The organism is Streptomyces sp. NBC_01003 (assembly GCF_045162695.1).
Lineage (GTDB): Bacteria > Actinomycetota > Actinomycetes > Streptomycetales > Streptomycetaceae > Streptomyces.
In genome coordinates, this window is sequence record NZ_CP108707.1 from 9608587 (window position 1) to 9624187 (window position 15601).

Here is a 15601-nt window from a genome sequence, read left to right on the forward strand (position 1 = left end):
GGTACCGCTGCCACGTCCGGATCGCTCCGTAGCGTGAAAACACAGGTCAGCGACGTGTTTGAGGTGGTCCTATGCGGTTGGTCGTGGGAATGACCGGGGCGACGGGTGCCCCGTTCGGTGTCCGCCTGCTGGAGAATCTGCACGAGCTGCCGGACGTGGAGACACATCTCGTCCTGTCCCGCTGGGCGCGCACCACCATCGAGCTGGAGACGGGCCTGTCCGTGGCCGAGGTGTCCGCCCTCGCGGACGTCACGCACCATCCCGAGGACCAGGGCGCCACCATCTCCTCCGGTTCGTTCCGCACCGACGGCATGGTGATTGTGCCGTGCTCCATGAAGACCCTCGCCGGGATCAGGACCGGATACGCCGACGGGCTCGTCGCCCGGGCCGCCGACGTGGTTCTCAAGGAGCGACGCAGGCTCGTCCTCGTACCGCGCGAGACACCGCTGAGTGAGATCCACCTCCAGAACATGCTCGAACTCGCCCGCATGGGCGTGCAACTGGTCCCGCCCATGCCCGCCTTCTACAACAACCCGCAGACCGTCGACGACATCGTCGACCACGTGGTGGCCCGCATCCTCGACCAGTTCGACCTGCCCGCGCCCGCCGCCCGGCGCTGGGCCGGGATGCGCGCCGCCCGCGCCGCTTCCCGATCCATCGGCGACGCCGCCTGAAGTCCCCTTCCCCGTAAAGGAATTCACCATGGCCTATGACGACTTGCGCAGCTTCCTCGACACCCTGGAGAAGGAGGGGCAGCTGCTGCGCATCACCGACGAGGTGCTGCCCGAGCCGGATCTCGCGGCCGCCGCCAACGCGACGGGCCGCATCGGCGAGAACGCCCCCGCCCTCCACTTCGACAACGTCAAGGGCTTCACCGACGCCCGGATCGCGATGAACGTGCACGGCTCCTGGGCCAACCACGCGCTCGCGCTCGGGTTGCCGAAGAACACGCCGGTCAAGGAGCAGGTGGAGGAGTTCGCGCGGCGCTGGGACGCCTTCCCCGTCGCGCCCGAGCGCCGCGAGGACGCCCCCTGGCGCGAGAACACCCAGGAGGGCGAGGACGTCGACCTGTTCTCGGTGCTTCCCCTCTTCCGCCTCAACGACGGAGACGGCGGCTTCTATCTCGACAAGGCCGCCGTCGTCTCCCGCGACCCGGAGGACCCGGACGACTTCGGCAAGCAGAACGTCGGCACGTACCGCATCCAGGTCATCGGCACCAATCGGCTCGCATTCCAGCCCGTGCCCATGCACGACGTGGCACAGCATCTGCGCAAGGCCGAGGAGAAGGGTGAGGACCTGCCCATCGCCATCACCCTCGGCAACGACCCCGTGATGGCGATCGTGGCCGGGATGCCGATGGCGTACGACCAGAGCGAGTACGAAATGGCGGGCGCCCTGCGCGGCGCGCCCGCGCCGATCGCCACCGCGCCGCTCACCGGCTTCGACGTGCCCTGGGGGAGCGAGGTCGTCATCGAGGGAGTCATCGAGTCCCGCAAGCGCCAAATCGAGGGCCCTTTCGGCGAGTTCACCGGTCACTACTCGGGCGGCCGCCGCATGCCCGTCATCCGCGTGGACCGCGTCTCGTACCGCACGAACCCGGTCTTCGAGTCGCTCTACCTCGGCATGCCGTGGACCGAGTGCGACTACCTCGTCGGCCCCAATACGTGCGTGCCGCTGCTCAAGCAGCTGCGCGCCGAGTTCCCCGAGGTGCAGGCCGTCAACGCCATGTACACGCACGGCCTGATGGTGATCATCTCGACGAAGAAGCGGTACGGAGGCTTCGCCAAGGCCGTCGGCATGCGTGCGATGACCACTCCGCACGGGCTCGGCTACGTGGCCCAGGTGATCCTCGTCGACGAGGACGTCGACCCGTTCAACCTGCCGCAGGTCATGTGGGCCATGTCCGCCAAGGTCAACCCGAAGGACGACGTCGTCGTCATCCCCAACCTGTCGGTCCTGGAACTCGCGCCCGCCGCGCAGCCCGCCGGCATCAGCAGCAAGATGATCATCGATGCGACGACGCCGGTCGTCCCGGACGTCCGCGGCAACTTCTCCACTCCGGCCAAGGACCTGCCCGAGACCGCCGAGTGGGCCGCCCGCCTGCAGCGCCTCATCGCGGCCCGCGGCTGACCCCACCGATCCTCGCCGAAAGGACAACTCCCTTGAACCACCTCCCTGTTGAATGCCCTCGCTGCGCCTTTGCGGAGATCTCCCTGCTTGCCACGTCCCCCGTCCCAGGCGTGTGGGACGTGGTCCAATGCGGCCGCTGCCTCTATACCTGGCGCACCATCGAACCCGCCCGCCGCACCCAGCGCGACGCCTACCCCGACACCTTCAAGCTGACGGAGGCGGACATAGATGGCGCGATCGAGGTGCCTGCGGTACCGCCACTGCGCAAGTGACGTTTTTGGCACGCCCGGACGAAACGTCCGCCAGAACCTGAACGGGCCCGGCGTCGAACACCCCGCGACCGTGAGCCCGCGCCCGGTCACGGGACTGCTCCGCGAAGAGCCGGGATTCGACGGACTCGTCGTCAGTGACGCCGTCGACATGCGGGCCGTCCGCGCCCGCTACGGACTGACCGGCGCCGCCGTCCGCGGGCGTGACCTCGTCCGACTCGGCGGCACATCGGGTGAGGCCGAGTTCACCGCCCTGCGCACCGCCGTCGCGCAGGCGGTGGCGCACGGCGAGCTCTCGGAGGACCGGCCGGCCGAAGCCGCCCACCGCACGTCCTGAGTCAACTTGCCTGCGCTTCCACTCAGTTGGAGCATGTGCCGGGGCCTGTCAGTGAAGAGATTCCACCAAGAGCTCGCCCTGATCGCTGATGACCTCGACCTCGACATCCTTCGGATTGGAGCCGTCCCAGACCCGGCAGCCGACCTTGTTGCCCACCTTGACCTCGACGGAGACCGGGCAGGTCACCCCCTGAACGGACGCCTGTTTCGGGCCGAGGACCTCCTCGGCCACCTGCCGCTCCAGCGCGTCCTGGTTCAGCACCCGAGGCGGTTCGACGGATATGACGTCGGTGGCCATCACCTTGATCGCCACCGCCACCGCGCAGCAGGCGATGACGGCCGAGGAGATCGCCAGGACGGTACGCGCGAAGTTTCGTTGATCTGCCACGCGGACAGTCCTGTCGATCAGATGAAGAGCCGACAAGGCCTCCCGCTCCTGCACCACTGCCCATGGGGATGTCCAGCGGGGCCATCCGTGGCTAACGCGCCGTCATCGACCGGACCTCGGGTCGTGGCTAGCATCACGACCATGCCATCCGACATGGATCCGTCGATCATGAACCCGCTCGAACAGTTGACGATCGACCAGCTGCGGGCCCGGACCAGCATGAAGTGGACCACCTTTCCGGCCGATGTCCTGCCCCTCTGGGTGGCCGAGATGGACGTGCCGCTCGCCCGGCCGGTCGCGGCCAGGCTGCACGAGGCCATCGCAGCCGGCGACACCGGCTATCCCAGCGGCCGTGCCTACGCCCGTGCCCTCCAGTCGTTCGCCGCGGACCGCTGGGGATGGCGGGACTTGGAGGCCGAGCAGACCGAGATCGTCCCCGACGTGATGATGGGCATCGTCGAGGCGCTGCGGCTGATCACGTCCTCGGGCGATGCCGTGGTGGTGTGCCCGCCCGTCTACCCGCCGTTCTACGCCTTCGTCACCCACGCCGACAGGAGAGTGATCGAAGCGCCGCTCGGACCCGACGGCCGACTCGACATGGAGACGCTCAGGGTGGCGTTCGCCTCGGCCCAGCGCGTCTCGGCACGGACCGTGCTGCTGCTGGCCAACCCCCACAACCCCACCGGAACCGTGCACACCAGGGCCGAACTCATCGCGGTCGCTGCTCTGGCCAGGTCCTTCGGAGTGCGAGTCGTCTCGGACGAGATTCACGCACCCCTGGTCCTGCCCGGTGCCGAGTTCGTCCCGTACCTGACCATCCCCGGCGCCGAGGACGCGTTCGCCCTGCACTCCGCGTCGAAGGCCTGGAATCTCGCCGGCCTGAAGGCAGCACTGCTGGTAGCCGGACCGAACGCCGTCGACGACCTGCACCGGCTTCCGGAGGAGGTCAGCCATGGACCCAGCCACGTCGGCGTCCTCGCCCACACCGCCGCCTTCGAGGAGGGACGGCCCTGGCTGGACGCGCTGCTGCGTGGTCTCGACACCAATCGGGCGCTACTCGCCGACCTCATCGCCGAGCGTCTTCCCGGGCTCGCCCTGATGTGGCCGGAGGCGACCTATCTCGCCTGGCTCGACTGCCGGACCCTCGGGCTCCATACGACGTCGCCGACCACTGCCACTCCGGTGGTCAGCGACATCGCCGGCCCCGCCCAGCTGTTCCTCGACCAGGCGCGGGTCGCGTTGAGCTCAGGGCACGCGTTCGGCAGCGGGGGTGCCGGGTTCGTACGGATCAACTACGGCACCTCATCGGCGATCCTGCGCGAAGCGGTGGACCGCATGGCCGCCGCGGTGTCCGGCCTCGAAGCCCCCTGACACGTCGAAGCCTCGCGGCGCAGGGGCGGTCACCACATGTCCCGGTCCGCGGCCACCTGCGAGAGGTCGGCCGCGGCGCCGGCCGGAAGACCGTACTGTCCGTCAGAGAATGCGCAGCGTGCCGCGTGCCTCCGCCGTCGAGCTCGTCCCCGCGTAGACGTCGACGCGGCCGCGCTCCACGACGTACGTCCCTGCCGGGTCGTTCGTCCAGAAGCCGAGGTCATCGGCGCCGAGCCGGAAGCGGACCGTTGTGCTCTCGCCCGGCTCCAGCGTCACCCGCTCGAAGCCGCGCAGCCGGCGCACCGGCTGGGCGATGCTCGCCGCGACGTCGTGAATGTAGAGCTGGACCACCTCGTCGCCGACGCAGTCGCCGGTGTTGGTGACCGTCACCGTGACCTCGAGCGTCTCGCCCGCCGCCAGCTCGTCGCGGGTGATCTCGGCGCGCCGCAGCTCCGGGGCGCCGGTGGTGAACGTCGTGTAGCTCAGGCCGTGCCCGAACGGGAGCTGCGGGGTCTCGTCCAGGTCCAGGTACTTCGAGACGAACTTCGGGTCGGCGCCGGGGACATGGGCGGGGCGGCCGGTGTTCTCGTGGTTGTAGTAGACCGGGATCTGGCCCACCGCCCGTGGGAAGGACACGGGCAGTTTGCCGCCGGGGTTGACCGTGCCGAACAGCACGTCCGCCACGGCGTGCCCCGCCTCGATGCCCGGGTGCCAGGCCTCAAGGACCGCGGGCGCGGTGTCCAGCCAGCCGCCGATCGTCAGGGGCCTGCCGTTCAGGAGCACCACGGCGTACGGCTTGCCGGTCGCGGCGACGGCGGCGATCAGTTCCTCCTGCCCGGAGGGCAGTCCGATGTCGCTGCGCACGGACGCCTCGCCGCTGAGCGCGGGGGGTTCGCCGACCACGACGACCGTTACCTCGGCCTCCTGCGCCGCGGCGACCGCGGCCGTGATGTCGTCGTCGGCGTGGGTGACGCGGGCGTCGGGCGCCGCTGTGCGCACCGCGTCCAGGATACTCACGGACGGGAGCTGGAAGCCGCCGGGACCGGCCCAAGTACCGTGCAGGTCAGTGGAGTTCGCGAGCGGGCCGACGACCGCGATCGAGGGCGTGGTGCGCTCCAGGGGGAGGACACCGTCGTCGTTCTTGAGCAGCACCATCGACCGGGCGCCGGCGGCTCGCGCCGCCTCCCGTGCGGCCGGCGTCGGACCGGTGATCTCGGCGGGCTCGTCGGTGTACGGCTGGTCGAACAGGCCGAGGGCGAACTTGAGGCGCAGGATGCGCGTGACCGCGTCGTCGAGGCGGGTCTCGCCGATCAGGCCGTCGGCGACGAGCTGCTCGCCGTGCTCGGTCACGTTGGTGGAGACCATCTCCATGTCGAGCCCGGCGTTGAAGGCGAGGCGTGCCGCGTCGGCACCGTCCTCGGCGAAGCCGTGCGCGATGAGTTCCTCGACACCCGTGTAGTCGCTCACGACGAAGCCGTCGAAGCCCCACTCCTCCTTGAGGATCGTGTTCATCGTGTGCGGATTGCCGTGCGCCGGTACTCCCGCGACCGTGTTGAACGCGGCCATCACCGTGGCCACGCCCGCGTCCACGGCGGCCTTGAAGGGCGGCAGATAGTGGTTGCGCAGCCGCTGCTCGGAGACATCGACCGTGTTGTAGTCGCGGCCGCCCTCCGCCCCGCCGTAGGCGACGAAGTGCTTGGCGCACGCCGCGATGTGCTTCCCGTCCGCCAACTCGCCGCCGCCGTCGGAACCTTGGTAACCGCGGACCTTGGCCACCGCGAAGGCGGCGTTGACGTACGGATCCTCGCCGCAGCCCTCCGCGATGCGGCCCCAGCGCGGCTCATGGGTGACGTCCATCATCGGCGAGAACGTCCAGCGCACACCGTTCGAGCGGGTCTCCGCTGCCGACACCTCGGCGTCGCGGCGGGCCACCTCCGGGTCGAAGGAGGCCGCCTGGGCCAGCGGGATCGGGAACGTGGTCCAGAAGCCGTGGATGACGTCGAGGCCGAACAGCAGCGGGATGCCGAGCCGGGACTCCTCGACGGCCATCCGCTGCAGGGTGTTGGTGTGCGCCGCACCATGGATGTTGAGCACCGAGCCGAGCAGACCGGCGCGCGCCGCCGCCTCGATGTGCGCGGTCTGGCCGCCGCCAGGACCCGTGTCACCGGTCCAGGTCAGCTGTTGCAGCTGACCCAGCTTCTCCGCGGTGGTCATCTGGTCGAGAAGGCCCTTGACCTGGTCCTCATATCCTCGAAGCATGCGAGCCCCTCACCGCTCTATTGCCGCATCGCCCATGCGAAGTTAACGTGTGCGTCAGCCATGTAAGCGCATTCAGGAAGCGCATACAAGTGGGTGGAGGTTTCTGATGGCCGACCTCGGGATTCCGACGGCCGGGGACGGACTGCACGTCATGAGTTTCAACCTGCAGGTCCACTGGGACAACGCGCCCCACACCTGGCCCGAGCGCAGGCAGACGGTCGCCGAGCTGCTGCGCCGCCGACGTCCCCACCTCATCGGCACCCAGGAAGGCCTGCGGCACCAGGTGCAGGATGTCGAGGCCGCCTTGGACGAGTACGGTGACGACTACGGCTGGATCGGAGAGGGCCGGGAGGGCGGTGGCGAGGGCGAGTTCATGGCCATCTTCTACGACCGCCGGCGCCTGGCCCCCCTGGCACACGGTCACTTCTGGCTCTCCGGCACACCGGACGTCCCGGCCTCCAACACCTGGGGCGGCGGCTGCCCCCGCATGGTCACCTGGGGCCACTTCCGCGACCTGGCCACGGGCGGCGAGCTGTACGCCGCCAACACCCACTTCGACCATGCGAACGCCCGCGCCCGCGAACGCTCCGCGGCCCTGCTCGCCGAGTGCCTGAGCGCGCTCGCTCCCGACATCCCGACCGTCGTCACCGGCGACTTCAACACCCCGGCGGGACCGGACAGTTCGCCGTACATCCGGCTGCTCGCCGACGCGGGACTCGTGGACGCCTGGGACGCGGCCGAGGAACGCGGCCCGGACCTGGGCACCTTCCACGACTACTTGCCCCCGGTCCCTGACGGCGAGCGCATCGACTGGATTCTCGTCTCGCGAGGCGTCCGGGTCCGCTCGGCACACGCCAACACCTTTGCGCCCAGCGGCCGCTTCCCCAGCGACCACCTGCCGATCGAGGCTGTTCTGCACACCGCACCACCCCGACCGTCCTCGGAGGACCCCACCCCATGACCTCTCGCCGCCCCGCCACCGAGTGGCTCGCCGACGCCGTCCTCTACCAGATCTACCCGCAGTCCTTCGCCGACTCCGACGGCGACGGCATCGGCGACTTCGCCGGTGCCGAGGCCAAGCTGGACCACCTCGCCTGGCTCGGCGTGAACACCGTCTGGTTCAACCCGTGCTTCGCCTCGCCGTTCCGGGACGCGGGCTACGACGTCAGCGACTACCTCACCGTCGCCCCGCGCTACGGCACCAACGACGACCTGGTCAACCTCGTCGACGCCGCCCGGAGCCGCGGTATCCGCGTCCTGCTCGACCTGGTCGCCGGCCACACCTCCGACGAACACGCCTGGTTCAAGGCGTCGGCCAACGACCCCGCCGACCAGCGCTTCATCTGGGCCGACACCGAGACGGCGCCGCCCGGCTTCGTCGCCTCGCCCGGCACCCGTTCCGGTTTCTACCAGCCCAATTTCTTCGAGTCGCAGCCCGCCCTCAACTTCGGCCACGCCCGCATGAACGCTGACGAGCCCTGGCGCCTGCCCGTCGACGCCGAAGGACCCCGCGCCAACCGCCGCGCCCTGCGCGACATCATGGACCACTGGCTCTCCCTCGGCCTGTCCGGCTTCCGCGTAGACATGGCCGCATCGCTGATCAAGGACGACCCCGGCCACCTCGAAACCGCCAAGCTGTGGCGGCAGTTGCGCGGCTGGCTCGACACCAGGCACCCGCACGCGGCACTCCTGTCCGAATGGGGCGACCCGGCGACCTCCGTCCCGGCCGGCTTCCACGCCGACTTCTTCCTGCAGTTCGGCTCCGAGAACGACGGCCTGTACCTGCGCTCGCTGTGGAACAACTTCGCAGGCACGGTCAGTGAGCCCTGGGCGCCGCAAGCCCCGTACTTCGACGCCTCGGGCGAAGGATCCCCGCGGACCTTCCTCGACGGCTGGCGCGCAGCCCGCGACGCCATCGGCGAGGCCGGTTTCATCGCCCTGCCCACCGCCAACCACGACTTCTCCCGCCTGGCCTGCGGGCCCCGCACAGCCGAGCAGCTGCCCGCCGCCTTCGCGTTCCAGCTCACCTGGCCCACGCTGCCCGCGATCTACTACGGCGACGAGATCGGCATGCGCTACGTCCCCGGCCTGCCCGACCACGAGGGCAGCCGCCTCGGCCCCCGCTACAACCGGGCCGGCTCACGCACCCCCATGCAGTGGGACGACACTCCCAACGCGGGCTTCTCCACCGCCCCGGCCGACCGCCTCTACCTGCCCGTCGACCCCGACGCGAACCGGCCCACGGTCGCCGCCCAGCAGGCCGACCCCGATTCCCTTCTGAACCTGGTCCGACGGCTCATCGCGCTGCGCCGCGCCACCCCGGAACTCGGCCCCGACGGAAGCACCGAAGTCCTGCACGACGGATATCCGCTGGCCTACATCCGCGGCGGCCGCTACCTCGTCGTCGTCAACCCGCGCAGCGAACACGCGGACGCGGCCGCGCCGAAGGACACCGCCACCCCGGTGGTGGCCTCCGGGGTCACGGTGAGCGGGGGCCGGATCAGCGCGGAGGGCTTCGGCTACGGGATCTTCGTGCTGTAACCCGACCTTCGAGCCGTAACCCACAACAGAGGGGCCGCACCGCCCTCCGGCGGTGCGGCCCCTCCTGCGTTACCGGCGTCAGCCCTTGCGGACCGTGAACTCCCCGCGGCGTACGCGCAGGATCGTGCGCCCGCCCTCGTAAGAGGACTTGGCGCCCTCGCACCGCGCCCGGCCGTCGACGGCCACGACTGCCTCGCCGCCCAGTGCATGGAAGGTGACCTCGCCGTCCGCGATCCCGGTGATCTCGGCGGTCGCGTACGCGATGCGCAGCCCGCCCGCCATGAGGCCCAGTGGCAGCATCGCCGCGCTCGCCCCCTCCAGGTACAGCCGCTCTCCACCGAACAGAGCCTTGCCCTTCTCGGAGACCGTGCAGGACTCGGCGTAGCCGGAGGTGACGTTGAAGGCATGCAGCAGACGGCCGCCGTGCTCGTCCTTCGTGGTGAGCATGAACACGCCCGCGTCGGTGGAGCTGTGAGAGATCGCGGGTACCGCGCCCAGAACCTTGCAGGCGCTGAGCCAGAGGTCGAGGTCGCAGCGGTACGCCGTGGTGATCACGACCGCCCGCCCCTTGCCCACAGGGATGTCGAAGCCGCAGCCGTCCCCCGTGGACACCTCACGCAGCACCGTCTCGCCCCGGCTCGCCGAGCACAACTGAGCCTTGGGCACCCGGATCTCGGCCCGCGGCGCCGCCCACCCGTGCGCGGTGACGGACAGCCAGAACTGGTTCGCGTCCGTGAGGGTCCTGCCCGGCGTCAGGCCCAGCGCGTCCCGCAGAACCGTGCAGGACGCGCCCGTCATGTCCTTGCCCGGCACCTGACCCGACAACAGCAACCGCCCGCCCGCAAGTACCGCACGAGACGCTCCTGCACCATGCGCGCCAGGTACTGACCCGTGGCGAGGGCGAGGACCGGCTGCTCGGCCGGATCCAGGTCCCCGGCCTGAAGATCGACGCTCCGGTACCGGAAGCCGCCGAGCAGCATGGCCCGCGACAGGGCGCCACGCGGCCCGAAGCCACGGGTGCCCGTCACGTCGTCGACCACGGCCTGCACGGCGTCGCTGTCCGGCGGCCGGTACTCGGTGAGGTAGTGGTCGGGCACGAAGCCGAGCACAACGTCGTCGTACTCCGCCCTCATCGGCGCCAGCGCCGCGGCAAGCCCGTGGACGGCGTGCGCCGTCTCCTTGGTGGCGGCGAAGCTGACGCCGGGCCTGCCTTCGGGGTCGACGGGCGCGGCGAAGCCATGGCGTTCGCCGGTGATGCCGATGCGGTCGTTGCCGTCGCCGACCGGCTTGTCGAGCTTCGGGTTGAAGCCGCCGGCGAACAGGTAGTAGTTGATCATCTTCGCGCCCTGGGCGACACAGAGCCGCGTCTTGAGCCCGACCGCCCCACGCCCTGTCTCATTGCTCAGGTCGTCCCCGTAGTCGGCGTGCCCGGCGTCGAACTCCAGGGCTGTCAAAGGCTGATCACTGTCATTGACCGCGTCCATGAACGCATTGACCAGATACAAGTCCGTCACGTTGCCGAGGGTCAGATCACCGAGGTAGAAGTCGGCGCCGGAGATCATCCCTGGCTTGCCCGCGTAGGACTCCATCAACTGGCTGACACCGATCGGGAAGTTCTCAGCACTCCCGCCGCCCGTGCCATGGATGTTGATCAGGAACGGGATGCCGCGGACACCACCCGCTTCCGCGTACGAGCGCAGCCGTGCCGCGTAGTCGGCGATGGCGCCGCGCATGTACGTCCCCAGGTCGTGCATGAGGGCGGGTGCGTAGCCGTCCTTCGGGGAGCGGATCGCGGCGTCACGCTCGGCGGCGCTGCCACCCGCGAAGGGATAGCGCTCGGCCAGGTCCTTCCCGTACGTCGAGTCCAGCCAGGCATTGAAGTCCCGCAGGCAACGGTCGGTCAGGACGGGTCCGTTGCTGACCCACGGCAGCATGCCGATCTCGTTGTCGAGCTGGCAGGCGATCACGCCGGGCCTGCCCTTGCGGTGCAGGCGCTCGGCGATGACCGGCATCACCGCGTCGTACCAGCGCCTGGCCTCCTTGAGGTACGCCGGCGCCAGGTAGTCGACGGCGGCCGTGGTGGCCTTGTCGCCGTGCCAGCCCGTCGGCACGATCTCCGGGTGGTCCGTGCGCACCCGCTGCGGGACGCCCTCGCCCTTCAGTTCGGCCATGGTGAACGGACCGGGCCTGGCGATGACATGGAAGCCGTTCTCCCGGCACAGGTCGAGGAACGCGCCCAGGTCCCGCTCGGGCCTCGTCCGGCCGGTGACGTCGATCGAGCCGTCCGCGGTCTCGTGCCACATCCATGGGATGTACGTGGCGATCGCGTTGAGTCCTGCTTCCTTCGCCTTGTCGAGCCGGGACTGCCAGTCCGCGCGCTCGAGGCGGAAGTAGTGGATCTCACCGGCGAGGACAACAGCCGGTTCGCCGTCTATGAGGAACTGTTTGTCGCGGTAGGTGACGGAGGCGGCGGAACCATCGCCCGGAGACCGGGTCGTCGCGGCCGCCGCTGCGGAATTCAGCGACCCGGGGGCCGCCGCCAGGGCAACCCCGGCGCCCAGGCCGCCCAGGACGGTTCTGCGCCGCGGGGCGAAGCCGGGGGCGGTGACCGGCACTGGCTGCTGTGTCATCGCGGCTCCTCGGTGCTCACGTGCTCCGGTGTGTCCAGGCAGCGCAGTTGCAGCGCGGTGAGCCGCGCCGTGAGGTCCTCGACGACCTGCGCATACTCGGGGTCGTCGTACCGGTTGTGCAGCTCGTCCGGATCCCGCTCCAGGTCGAACAGCTCCCACTGCGGCGCCCGGGTCTCCGGCGACGCCCCGACCTGCCCCGAACCGTGGCCCGGATAATGGATCAGCTTGTGCGTCCGGGTGCGGATCCCGTAACTGGCCTGCACGCCGTGGCACACGTCCAGGTGCTCGAAGTAGCGGTAGTAGACCGCGTCACGCCAGTCGTCCGGCCGCTCGCCGCGCAGCAGCGGCAGCAGACTGTCGCCCTGCATCCGCTCGTGCGCGGGTACGTCGGCGAGGTCGAGAATCGTCTGCGCGTAGTCGACGTTCGCCACCAGCTCGTCGCACGACGACCCCGGCTGCACCACCCCCGGCCAGCGCACGACCAACGGGATGCGCAGCGACGGCTCATACATGAACCGCTTGTCGAACCAGCCGTGTTCACCCAGATAGAAACCGTGGTCGGAGGTGTACGCGACCGCGGTGTCGTCGGTCAGCCCGCTGACGTCGAGGTAGTGCAGGACCCGGCCCACGTTCTCGTCGAGCCCCGCGATGACCCGCAGGTACTCCTTGATGTAGCGCTGATAGCGCCACTCCCGCTCCTCACGCTCCGAAAGCCCTTCGGGCACCGGCATCTTGAGGTCCTGCGGCAGCAGGTCGGACATCCGCATCCGCGCCTCGGCCGCCGCGTCCGCCCGGTCCGCGTAGTCGTCGTGGAGCGTGGCCGGGGCCGGAATCTCCTCGTGCTCGTACAGGTGACGATGGCGCTCGGCCGGCTCGAAGGCGCGGTGCGGCGCCTTGTGCTGGATCAGCAGCGCGAACGGCCGGTCGGGATCCCGCCCGTCCAGCCAGCTCAGGGCCAGGTCGGTGATGATGTCGGTGACGTAGCCGGCGTACTTGTGCTCACCGTCGGCGGTGAGGAATGTGGGGTCGTGGTACTGCCCGTGCTCCGGCAGGACTTCCCAGTGGTCGAAGCCACACGGGTCACTGACCCCGCCGTGCCCCAGGTGCCATTTGCCGATGATCGCCGTCTGATAGCCCGCCGCCTGCAACATCGCGGGGAACGACGGCTGACGCGCGTCGAACTTCTGCCCCGGCTGCTCCAGCGTCGTCATGCCGTGCACATGGCTGTACGCGCCGGTGAGCAGCGTCGCGCGGGCGGGCGAGCAGATCGCATTCGTACAAAAGGCGTTGTCGAACCGCATGCCTTCGGCCGCGAGCCGGTCCACCGCCGGGGTCCGGTTGATGACACTTCCGTACGCGCCGATGGCGGGCACTGCGTGATCATCGGTCATCATCACGATGATGTTGGGGCGCCGGACGGGGCGTCCCCGTCCGTGTCTCGTCTCCGTCATATCCCGAAGTTCTCCTTCGCCAGCAGCGGCCGCACGCGCCGCGCGAACCCTCCGCTGCGGAACGGGCCCTGCAGCAGCCCCGGCTTGAGCACTTGGGCGAGCGCCGCCGCGATCATGCCCTGGTCCAGCGCGAGCATGTAGTCGCTGACCCGTCCCGTGTTCACGTCGACGGAGTCGCGGAAGCCCAGGCCGTCCTCGTACGCCCCGAAGTCCCGGGCGATGCGCAGCAGGTTGGTGACCGCTTCGTCGCGTGCGAACGGCATCGCGAGGAAGGATGCGTGCGGCGTGACCACGCCCCCGGAGGTGTAGCCGTCGACCGCCATGCCGATGGCGTCCACGCCGTACGTGGCATAGCCGCCCGCCGGGACGTCGGCAGGGGAGAAGCCCCAGTAGCCGTACGCCTCCTCGACCATCCCGTGCTCGATCTGACTGCGCACGTGGCGTCGGTGGTTGAGCCCCCACGCGCCCGGCGACCACGCCGCCTCCGGTACGAAGAGCGGCACCATCAGCGCCTCGAACATCGACCCGCCCCAGGAGGGGACGATCTTGCAGCCCCGGTACGTGTAGTGCCCGCGCCACAGCCGCACACCGTCGACCGTCACCCACTCACCCTCGGGCTGCTGGTCCTGCCCGGCGCCCGGCTCCAGCGTGCGGAAGGTGTGCCAGTAGTGCTCTCCGGGCAGCGAGCCATCGGCGATACCGAGGTAACTGGCCATGCGTGGCTCGGTGTTGAGTGCGCCGTACCAGTGCGGGGTGAAGGACTCGGTGGCCGTGGAGTAGCCGCCGTGCAGCTGGCCGGGGTTGGCTGCCGGGTCGGAGGCGTCGTACGGCGTGTAGTAGAACGACCAGTCGGCGTCCGCGAGCAGCCGCGCCACGCGCGGGCGCAGCTCCGGGTCGGCGTCGGCGGCGATCCTGAGGCCCGTGACCAGCCACGCGTTGTCGACGGACGACAGGAACGGGTCTACCGGGTCGCCGCTGCCCGGCCATGTCGTGAGGGTCTCGCCGGTGTAGGCGTCGTACCAGTTGAACCAGAAGCCGTGGGCGCGCTCCAGCCGCTCCACGGCGGTTACGGTGTGGGCGAGGCGGCGGTGCATCGTCGTGGCGTCGACGACTCCGAGTCCGCCGGCCGCGACCGTCGCCCACAGGCCGCAACCGATGTTGGTCGGTGAGGTGTTGACGGACGGCGTGAGTGTGCTCGCGGTGACGTCCATGGTGTCCGCGGCCAGACCGAAGTCCGTGGTCAGGGCCTCGATGGAGCGGTACGTGTCGCGGAACCAGCGGCGCAGCAGGGCGTAGGTACCGGCTCCCGCGGCCGTGCCGGTGGCCCCGAGAGCGAGTGCGGTGGACGCGCCCGCCGCGGTGGCGAGGAAGGTACGGCGTTTCATCCCGGTCTCTCCTTTGAGGTGGGGGGCGTGGTCACATACGGGACAGGTGGAGCGAGCGCAGGCCCGGCAGCGGGACGTCGAGAGACAGGGACGCGGCGCCGTCCGGTGCTGTCGTGAGCGGGGGGAGTTGTTCGTGGGGGAGCGTGTCGGCGAGTGCGTCGCGGGTCGTTGCGGCGTCGGTGGTGTCCGCGCGGTGCAGTGAGACGGCATACGAGGTGTCGGCGGCGAGGCCGGTCACCCGTACAACGGCCGTGCGGTCCAGCGCCGGCGAACCCGGCGGCATACCGGGGCGGTCGGGGGCCGTGTTCCACACCACGACGTACACGTGCGAGCAGTCGTCCGTGTGCCTCGCCACGGCGTTGACCAGGGCCTGGGCGCCGTCGCCGGTGACGTGCGGCGGTACGGCGCCGGTGGCGTCGACCGTGACTGTCACGGTCGCGAGGGCGATACCCCGGGCCTTGACGCACCCGGGGACGGGCGTCGTGGTGAGCGGTCCGGGGCCGTCGTCGGTCAGGGCCGCGACCTTGTACCAGTAGCCGCGACCGGGCTCGGCCCGGGTGTCGGCGTACGGAGGGCGGGGGAGGGACTGCCCGGTCAGGGGCGCGTAGGGGCCCTCCGCGAACGGCGAGCGGTGCACGAGGTAACCACGGGCCCCCGGCACCGGCTCCCACGTCAGGAACACATGACCGGTGCCGTCCTCGGCGCGCAGTCCGGCGGGCGGTGGCAGGGTGGCGGTCATTGCCGGGGGCCGGTCCAGGGCGCGTTGTGCGGCGTTCCTCGGTGGCATGGTGGTCCGCCTCTCGAATGGATGCGCATACATTCATGGCGTACGGATTCTCCG

At 70.1% G+C, this 15601-nt stretch carries 14 protein-coding genes; 7 read left to right on the top strand and 7 right to left on the bottom strand.

Annotated elements, in window-relative coordinates; all coding sequences use genetic code 11:
- Positions 1 to 71 precede the first annotated feature (71 nt).
- From vdcB to OG698_RS44200, 4 genes are all read left to right on the top strand, one after another.
- Complete coding sequence (gene vdcB, locus OG698_RS44185; protein ID WP_406109781.1) at positions 72 to 674, top strand: non-oxidative vanillic acid decarboxylases subunit B; 603 nt, start codon at positions 72 to 74, stop codon at positions 672 to 674.
- A gap of 28 nt (positions 675 to 702) precedes the next feature.
- Positions 703 to 2130, top strand: a complete 1428-nt coding sequence (gene vdcC / locus OG698_RS44190; RefSeq protein ID WP_406109782.1) for a non-oxidative vanillic acid decarboxylases subunit C — start codon at positions 703 to 705, stop codon at positions 2128 to 2130.
- 32 nt (positions 2131 to 2162) lie between these two features.
- The gene (locus tag OG698_RS44195; RefSeq protein WP_406109783.1) at positions 2163 to 2402 is read left to right on the top strand and encodes a non-oxidative hydroxyarylic acid decarboxylases subunit D; all 240 of its coding nucleotides are present in this window, start codon (positions 2163 to 2165) and stop codon (positions 2400 to 2402) included.
- Between the two features lie 70 nt (positions 2403 to 2472).
- Positions 2473 to 2736 carry a hypothetical protein gene (locus OG698_RS44200; RefSeq protein WP_406109784.1) on the top strand — a complete coding sequence of 88 codons (264 nt, stop codon included), beginning with the start codon at positions 2473 to 2475 and terminating at the stop codon, positions 2734 to 2736.
- Between the two features lie 48 nt (positions 2737 to 2784).
- Here the strand turns inward: OG698_RS44200 and OG698_RS44205 are convergent, their stop codons facing one another.
- Complete coding sequence (locus OG698_RS44205) at positions 2785 to 3123, bottom strand: DUF4333 domain-containing protein (protein WP_406109785.1); 339 nt, start codon at positions 3121 to 3123, stop codon at positions 2785 to 2787.
- A 141-nt stretch (positions 3124 to 3264) separates the two neighbouring features.
- On the opposite strand from OG698_RS44205, the gene OG698_RS44210 reads away from it, so the two are divergent.
- Positions 3265 to 4494 carry a MalY/PatB family protein gene (locus OG698_RS44210; protein ID WP_406109786.1) on the top strand — a complete coding sequence of 410 codons (1230 nt, stop codon included), beginning with the start codon at positions 3265 to 3267 and terminating at the stop codon, positions 4492 to 4494.
- 102 nt (positions 4495 to 4596) lie between these two features.
- On the opposite strand, the gene OG698_RS44215 is transcribed toward OG698_RS44210, so the two are convergent.
- Positions 4597 to 6753: a glycoside hydrolase family 3 N-terminal domain-containing protein gene (locus tag OG698_RS44215; protein WP_406109787.1), complete on the bottom strand. Its 2157-nt coding sequence runs from the start codon at positions 6751 to 6753 to the stop codon at positions 4597 to 4599.
- Between the two features lie 106 nt (positions 6754 to 6859).
- Between OG698_RS44215 and OG698_RS44220 the strand changes: the two genes are divergently transcribed.
- Together OG698_RS44220 and OG698_RS44225 are read left to right on the top strand one after the other, a co-directional pair.
- Entirely contained in the window at positions 6860 to 7714 is an 855-nt protein-coding gene (locus tag OG698_RS44220) for an endonuclease/exonuclease/phosphatase family protein (RefSeq protein WP_406109788.1), read from the top strand.
- Positions 7711 to 9294, top strand: a complete 1584-nt coding sequence (locus OG698_RS44225) for an alpha-amylase family glycosyl hydrolase (protein ID WP_406109789.1) — start codon at positions 7711 to 7713, stop codon at positions 9292 to 9294. Before OG698_RS44220 ends, OG698_RS44225 begins: the two co-directional genes overlap by 4 nt.
- A 78-nt stretch (positions 9295 to 9372) precedes the next feature.
- Here OG698_RS44225 and OG698_RS44230 read toward each other — a convergent pair whose 3' ends face one another.
- The 5 genes from OG698_RS44230 to OG698_RS44250 are packed head-to-tail and all read right to left on the bottom strand — an operon-like array spanning position 9373 to position 15547.
- A complete protein-coding gene (locus OG698_RS44230; RefSeq protein WP_406109790.1) occupies positions 9373 to 10092 on the bottom strand; it encodes a hypothetical protein in 720 nt (239 codons plus the stop codon).
- A complete protein-coding gene (locus OG698_RS44235) occupies positions 10089 to 11924 on the bottom strand; it encodes a beta-galactosidase (protein ID WP_406109791.1) in 1836 nt (611 codons plus the stop codon). The genes OG698_RS44230 and OG698_RS44235 overlap by 4 nt, the downstream gene beginning before the upstream one ends.
- Positions 11921 to 13375, bottom strand: coding sequence for a sulfatase (locus OG698_RS44240; RefSeq protein ID WP_406109792.1), 1455 nt, complete (start codon positions 13373 to 13375; stop codon positions 11921 to 11923). The genes OG698_RS44235 and OG698_RS44240 overlap by 4 nt, the downstream gene beginning before the upstream one ends.
- On the bottom strand, positions 13372 to 14760 hold the full coding sequence (locus OG698_RS44245; RefSeq protein WP_406109793.1) for a glucoamylase family protein: 1389 nt from the start codon (positions 14758 to 14760) through the stop codon (positions 13372 to 13374). Before OG698_RS44245 ends, OG698_RS44240 begins: the two co-directional genes overlap by 4 nt.
- 31 nt (positions 14761 to 14791) lie before the next feature.
- Entirely contained in the window at positions 14792 to 15547 is a 756-nt protein-coding gene (locus OG698_RS44250) for a hypothetical protein (protein WP_406109794.1), read from the bottom strand.
- Between the last annotated feature and the right edge of the window lie 54 nt (positions 15548 to 15601).

Coding starts and splice junctions, on each gene's coding strand:
- vdcB (WP_406109781.1), top strand. CDS start 72: ATGCGGTTGGTCGTGGGAATGACCGGGGCGACGGGTGCCCCGTTCGGT.
- vdcC (WP_406109782.1), top strand. CDS start 703: ATGGCCTATGACGACTTGCGCAGCTTCCTCGACACCCTGGAGAAGGAG.
- OG698_RS44210 (WP_406109786.1), top strand. CDS start 3,265: ATGCCATCCGACATGGATCCGTCGATCATGAACCCGCTCGAACAGTTG.
- OG698_RS44215 (WP_406109787.1), bottom strand. CDS start 6,753: ATGCTTCGAGGATATGAGGACCAGGTCAAGGGCCTTCTCGACCAGATG.
- OG698_RS44220 (WP_406109788.1), top strand. CDS start 6,860: ATGGCCGACCTCGGGATTCCGACGGCCGGGGACGGACTGCACGTCATG.
- OG698_RS44225 (WP_406109789.1), top strand. CDS start 7,711: ATGACCTCTCGCCGCCCCGCCACCGAGTGGCTCGCCGACGCCGTCCTC.
- OG698_RS44230 (WP_406109790.1), bottom strand. CDS start 10,092: ATGACGGGCGCGTCCTGCACGGTTCTGCGGGACGCGCTGGGCCTGACG.
- OG698_RS44235 (WP_406109791.1), bottom strand. CDS start 11,924: ATGACACAGCAGCCAGTGCCGGTCACCGCCCCCGGCTTCGCCCCGCGG.
- OG698_RS44240 (WP_406109792.1), bottom strand. CDS start 13,375: ATGACGGAGACGAGACACGGACGGGGACGCCCCGTCCGGCGCCCCAAC.
- OG698_RS44245 (WP_406109793.1), bottom strand. CDS start 14,760: ATGAAACGCCGTACCTTCCTCGCCACCGCGGCGGGCGCGTCCACCGCA.
- OG698_RS44250 (WP_406109794.1), bottom strand. CDS start 15,547: ATGCCACCGAGGAACGCCGCACAACGCGCCCTGGACCGGCCCCCGGCA.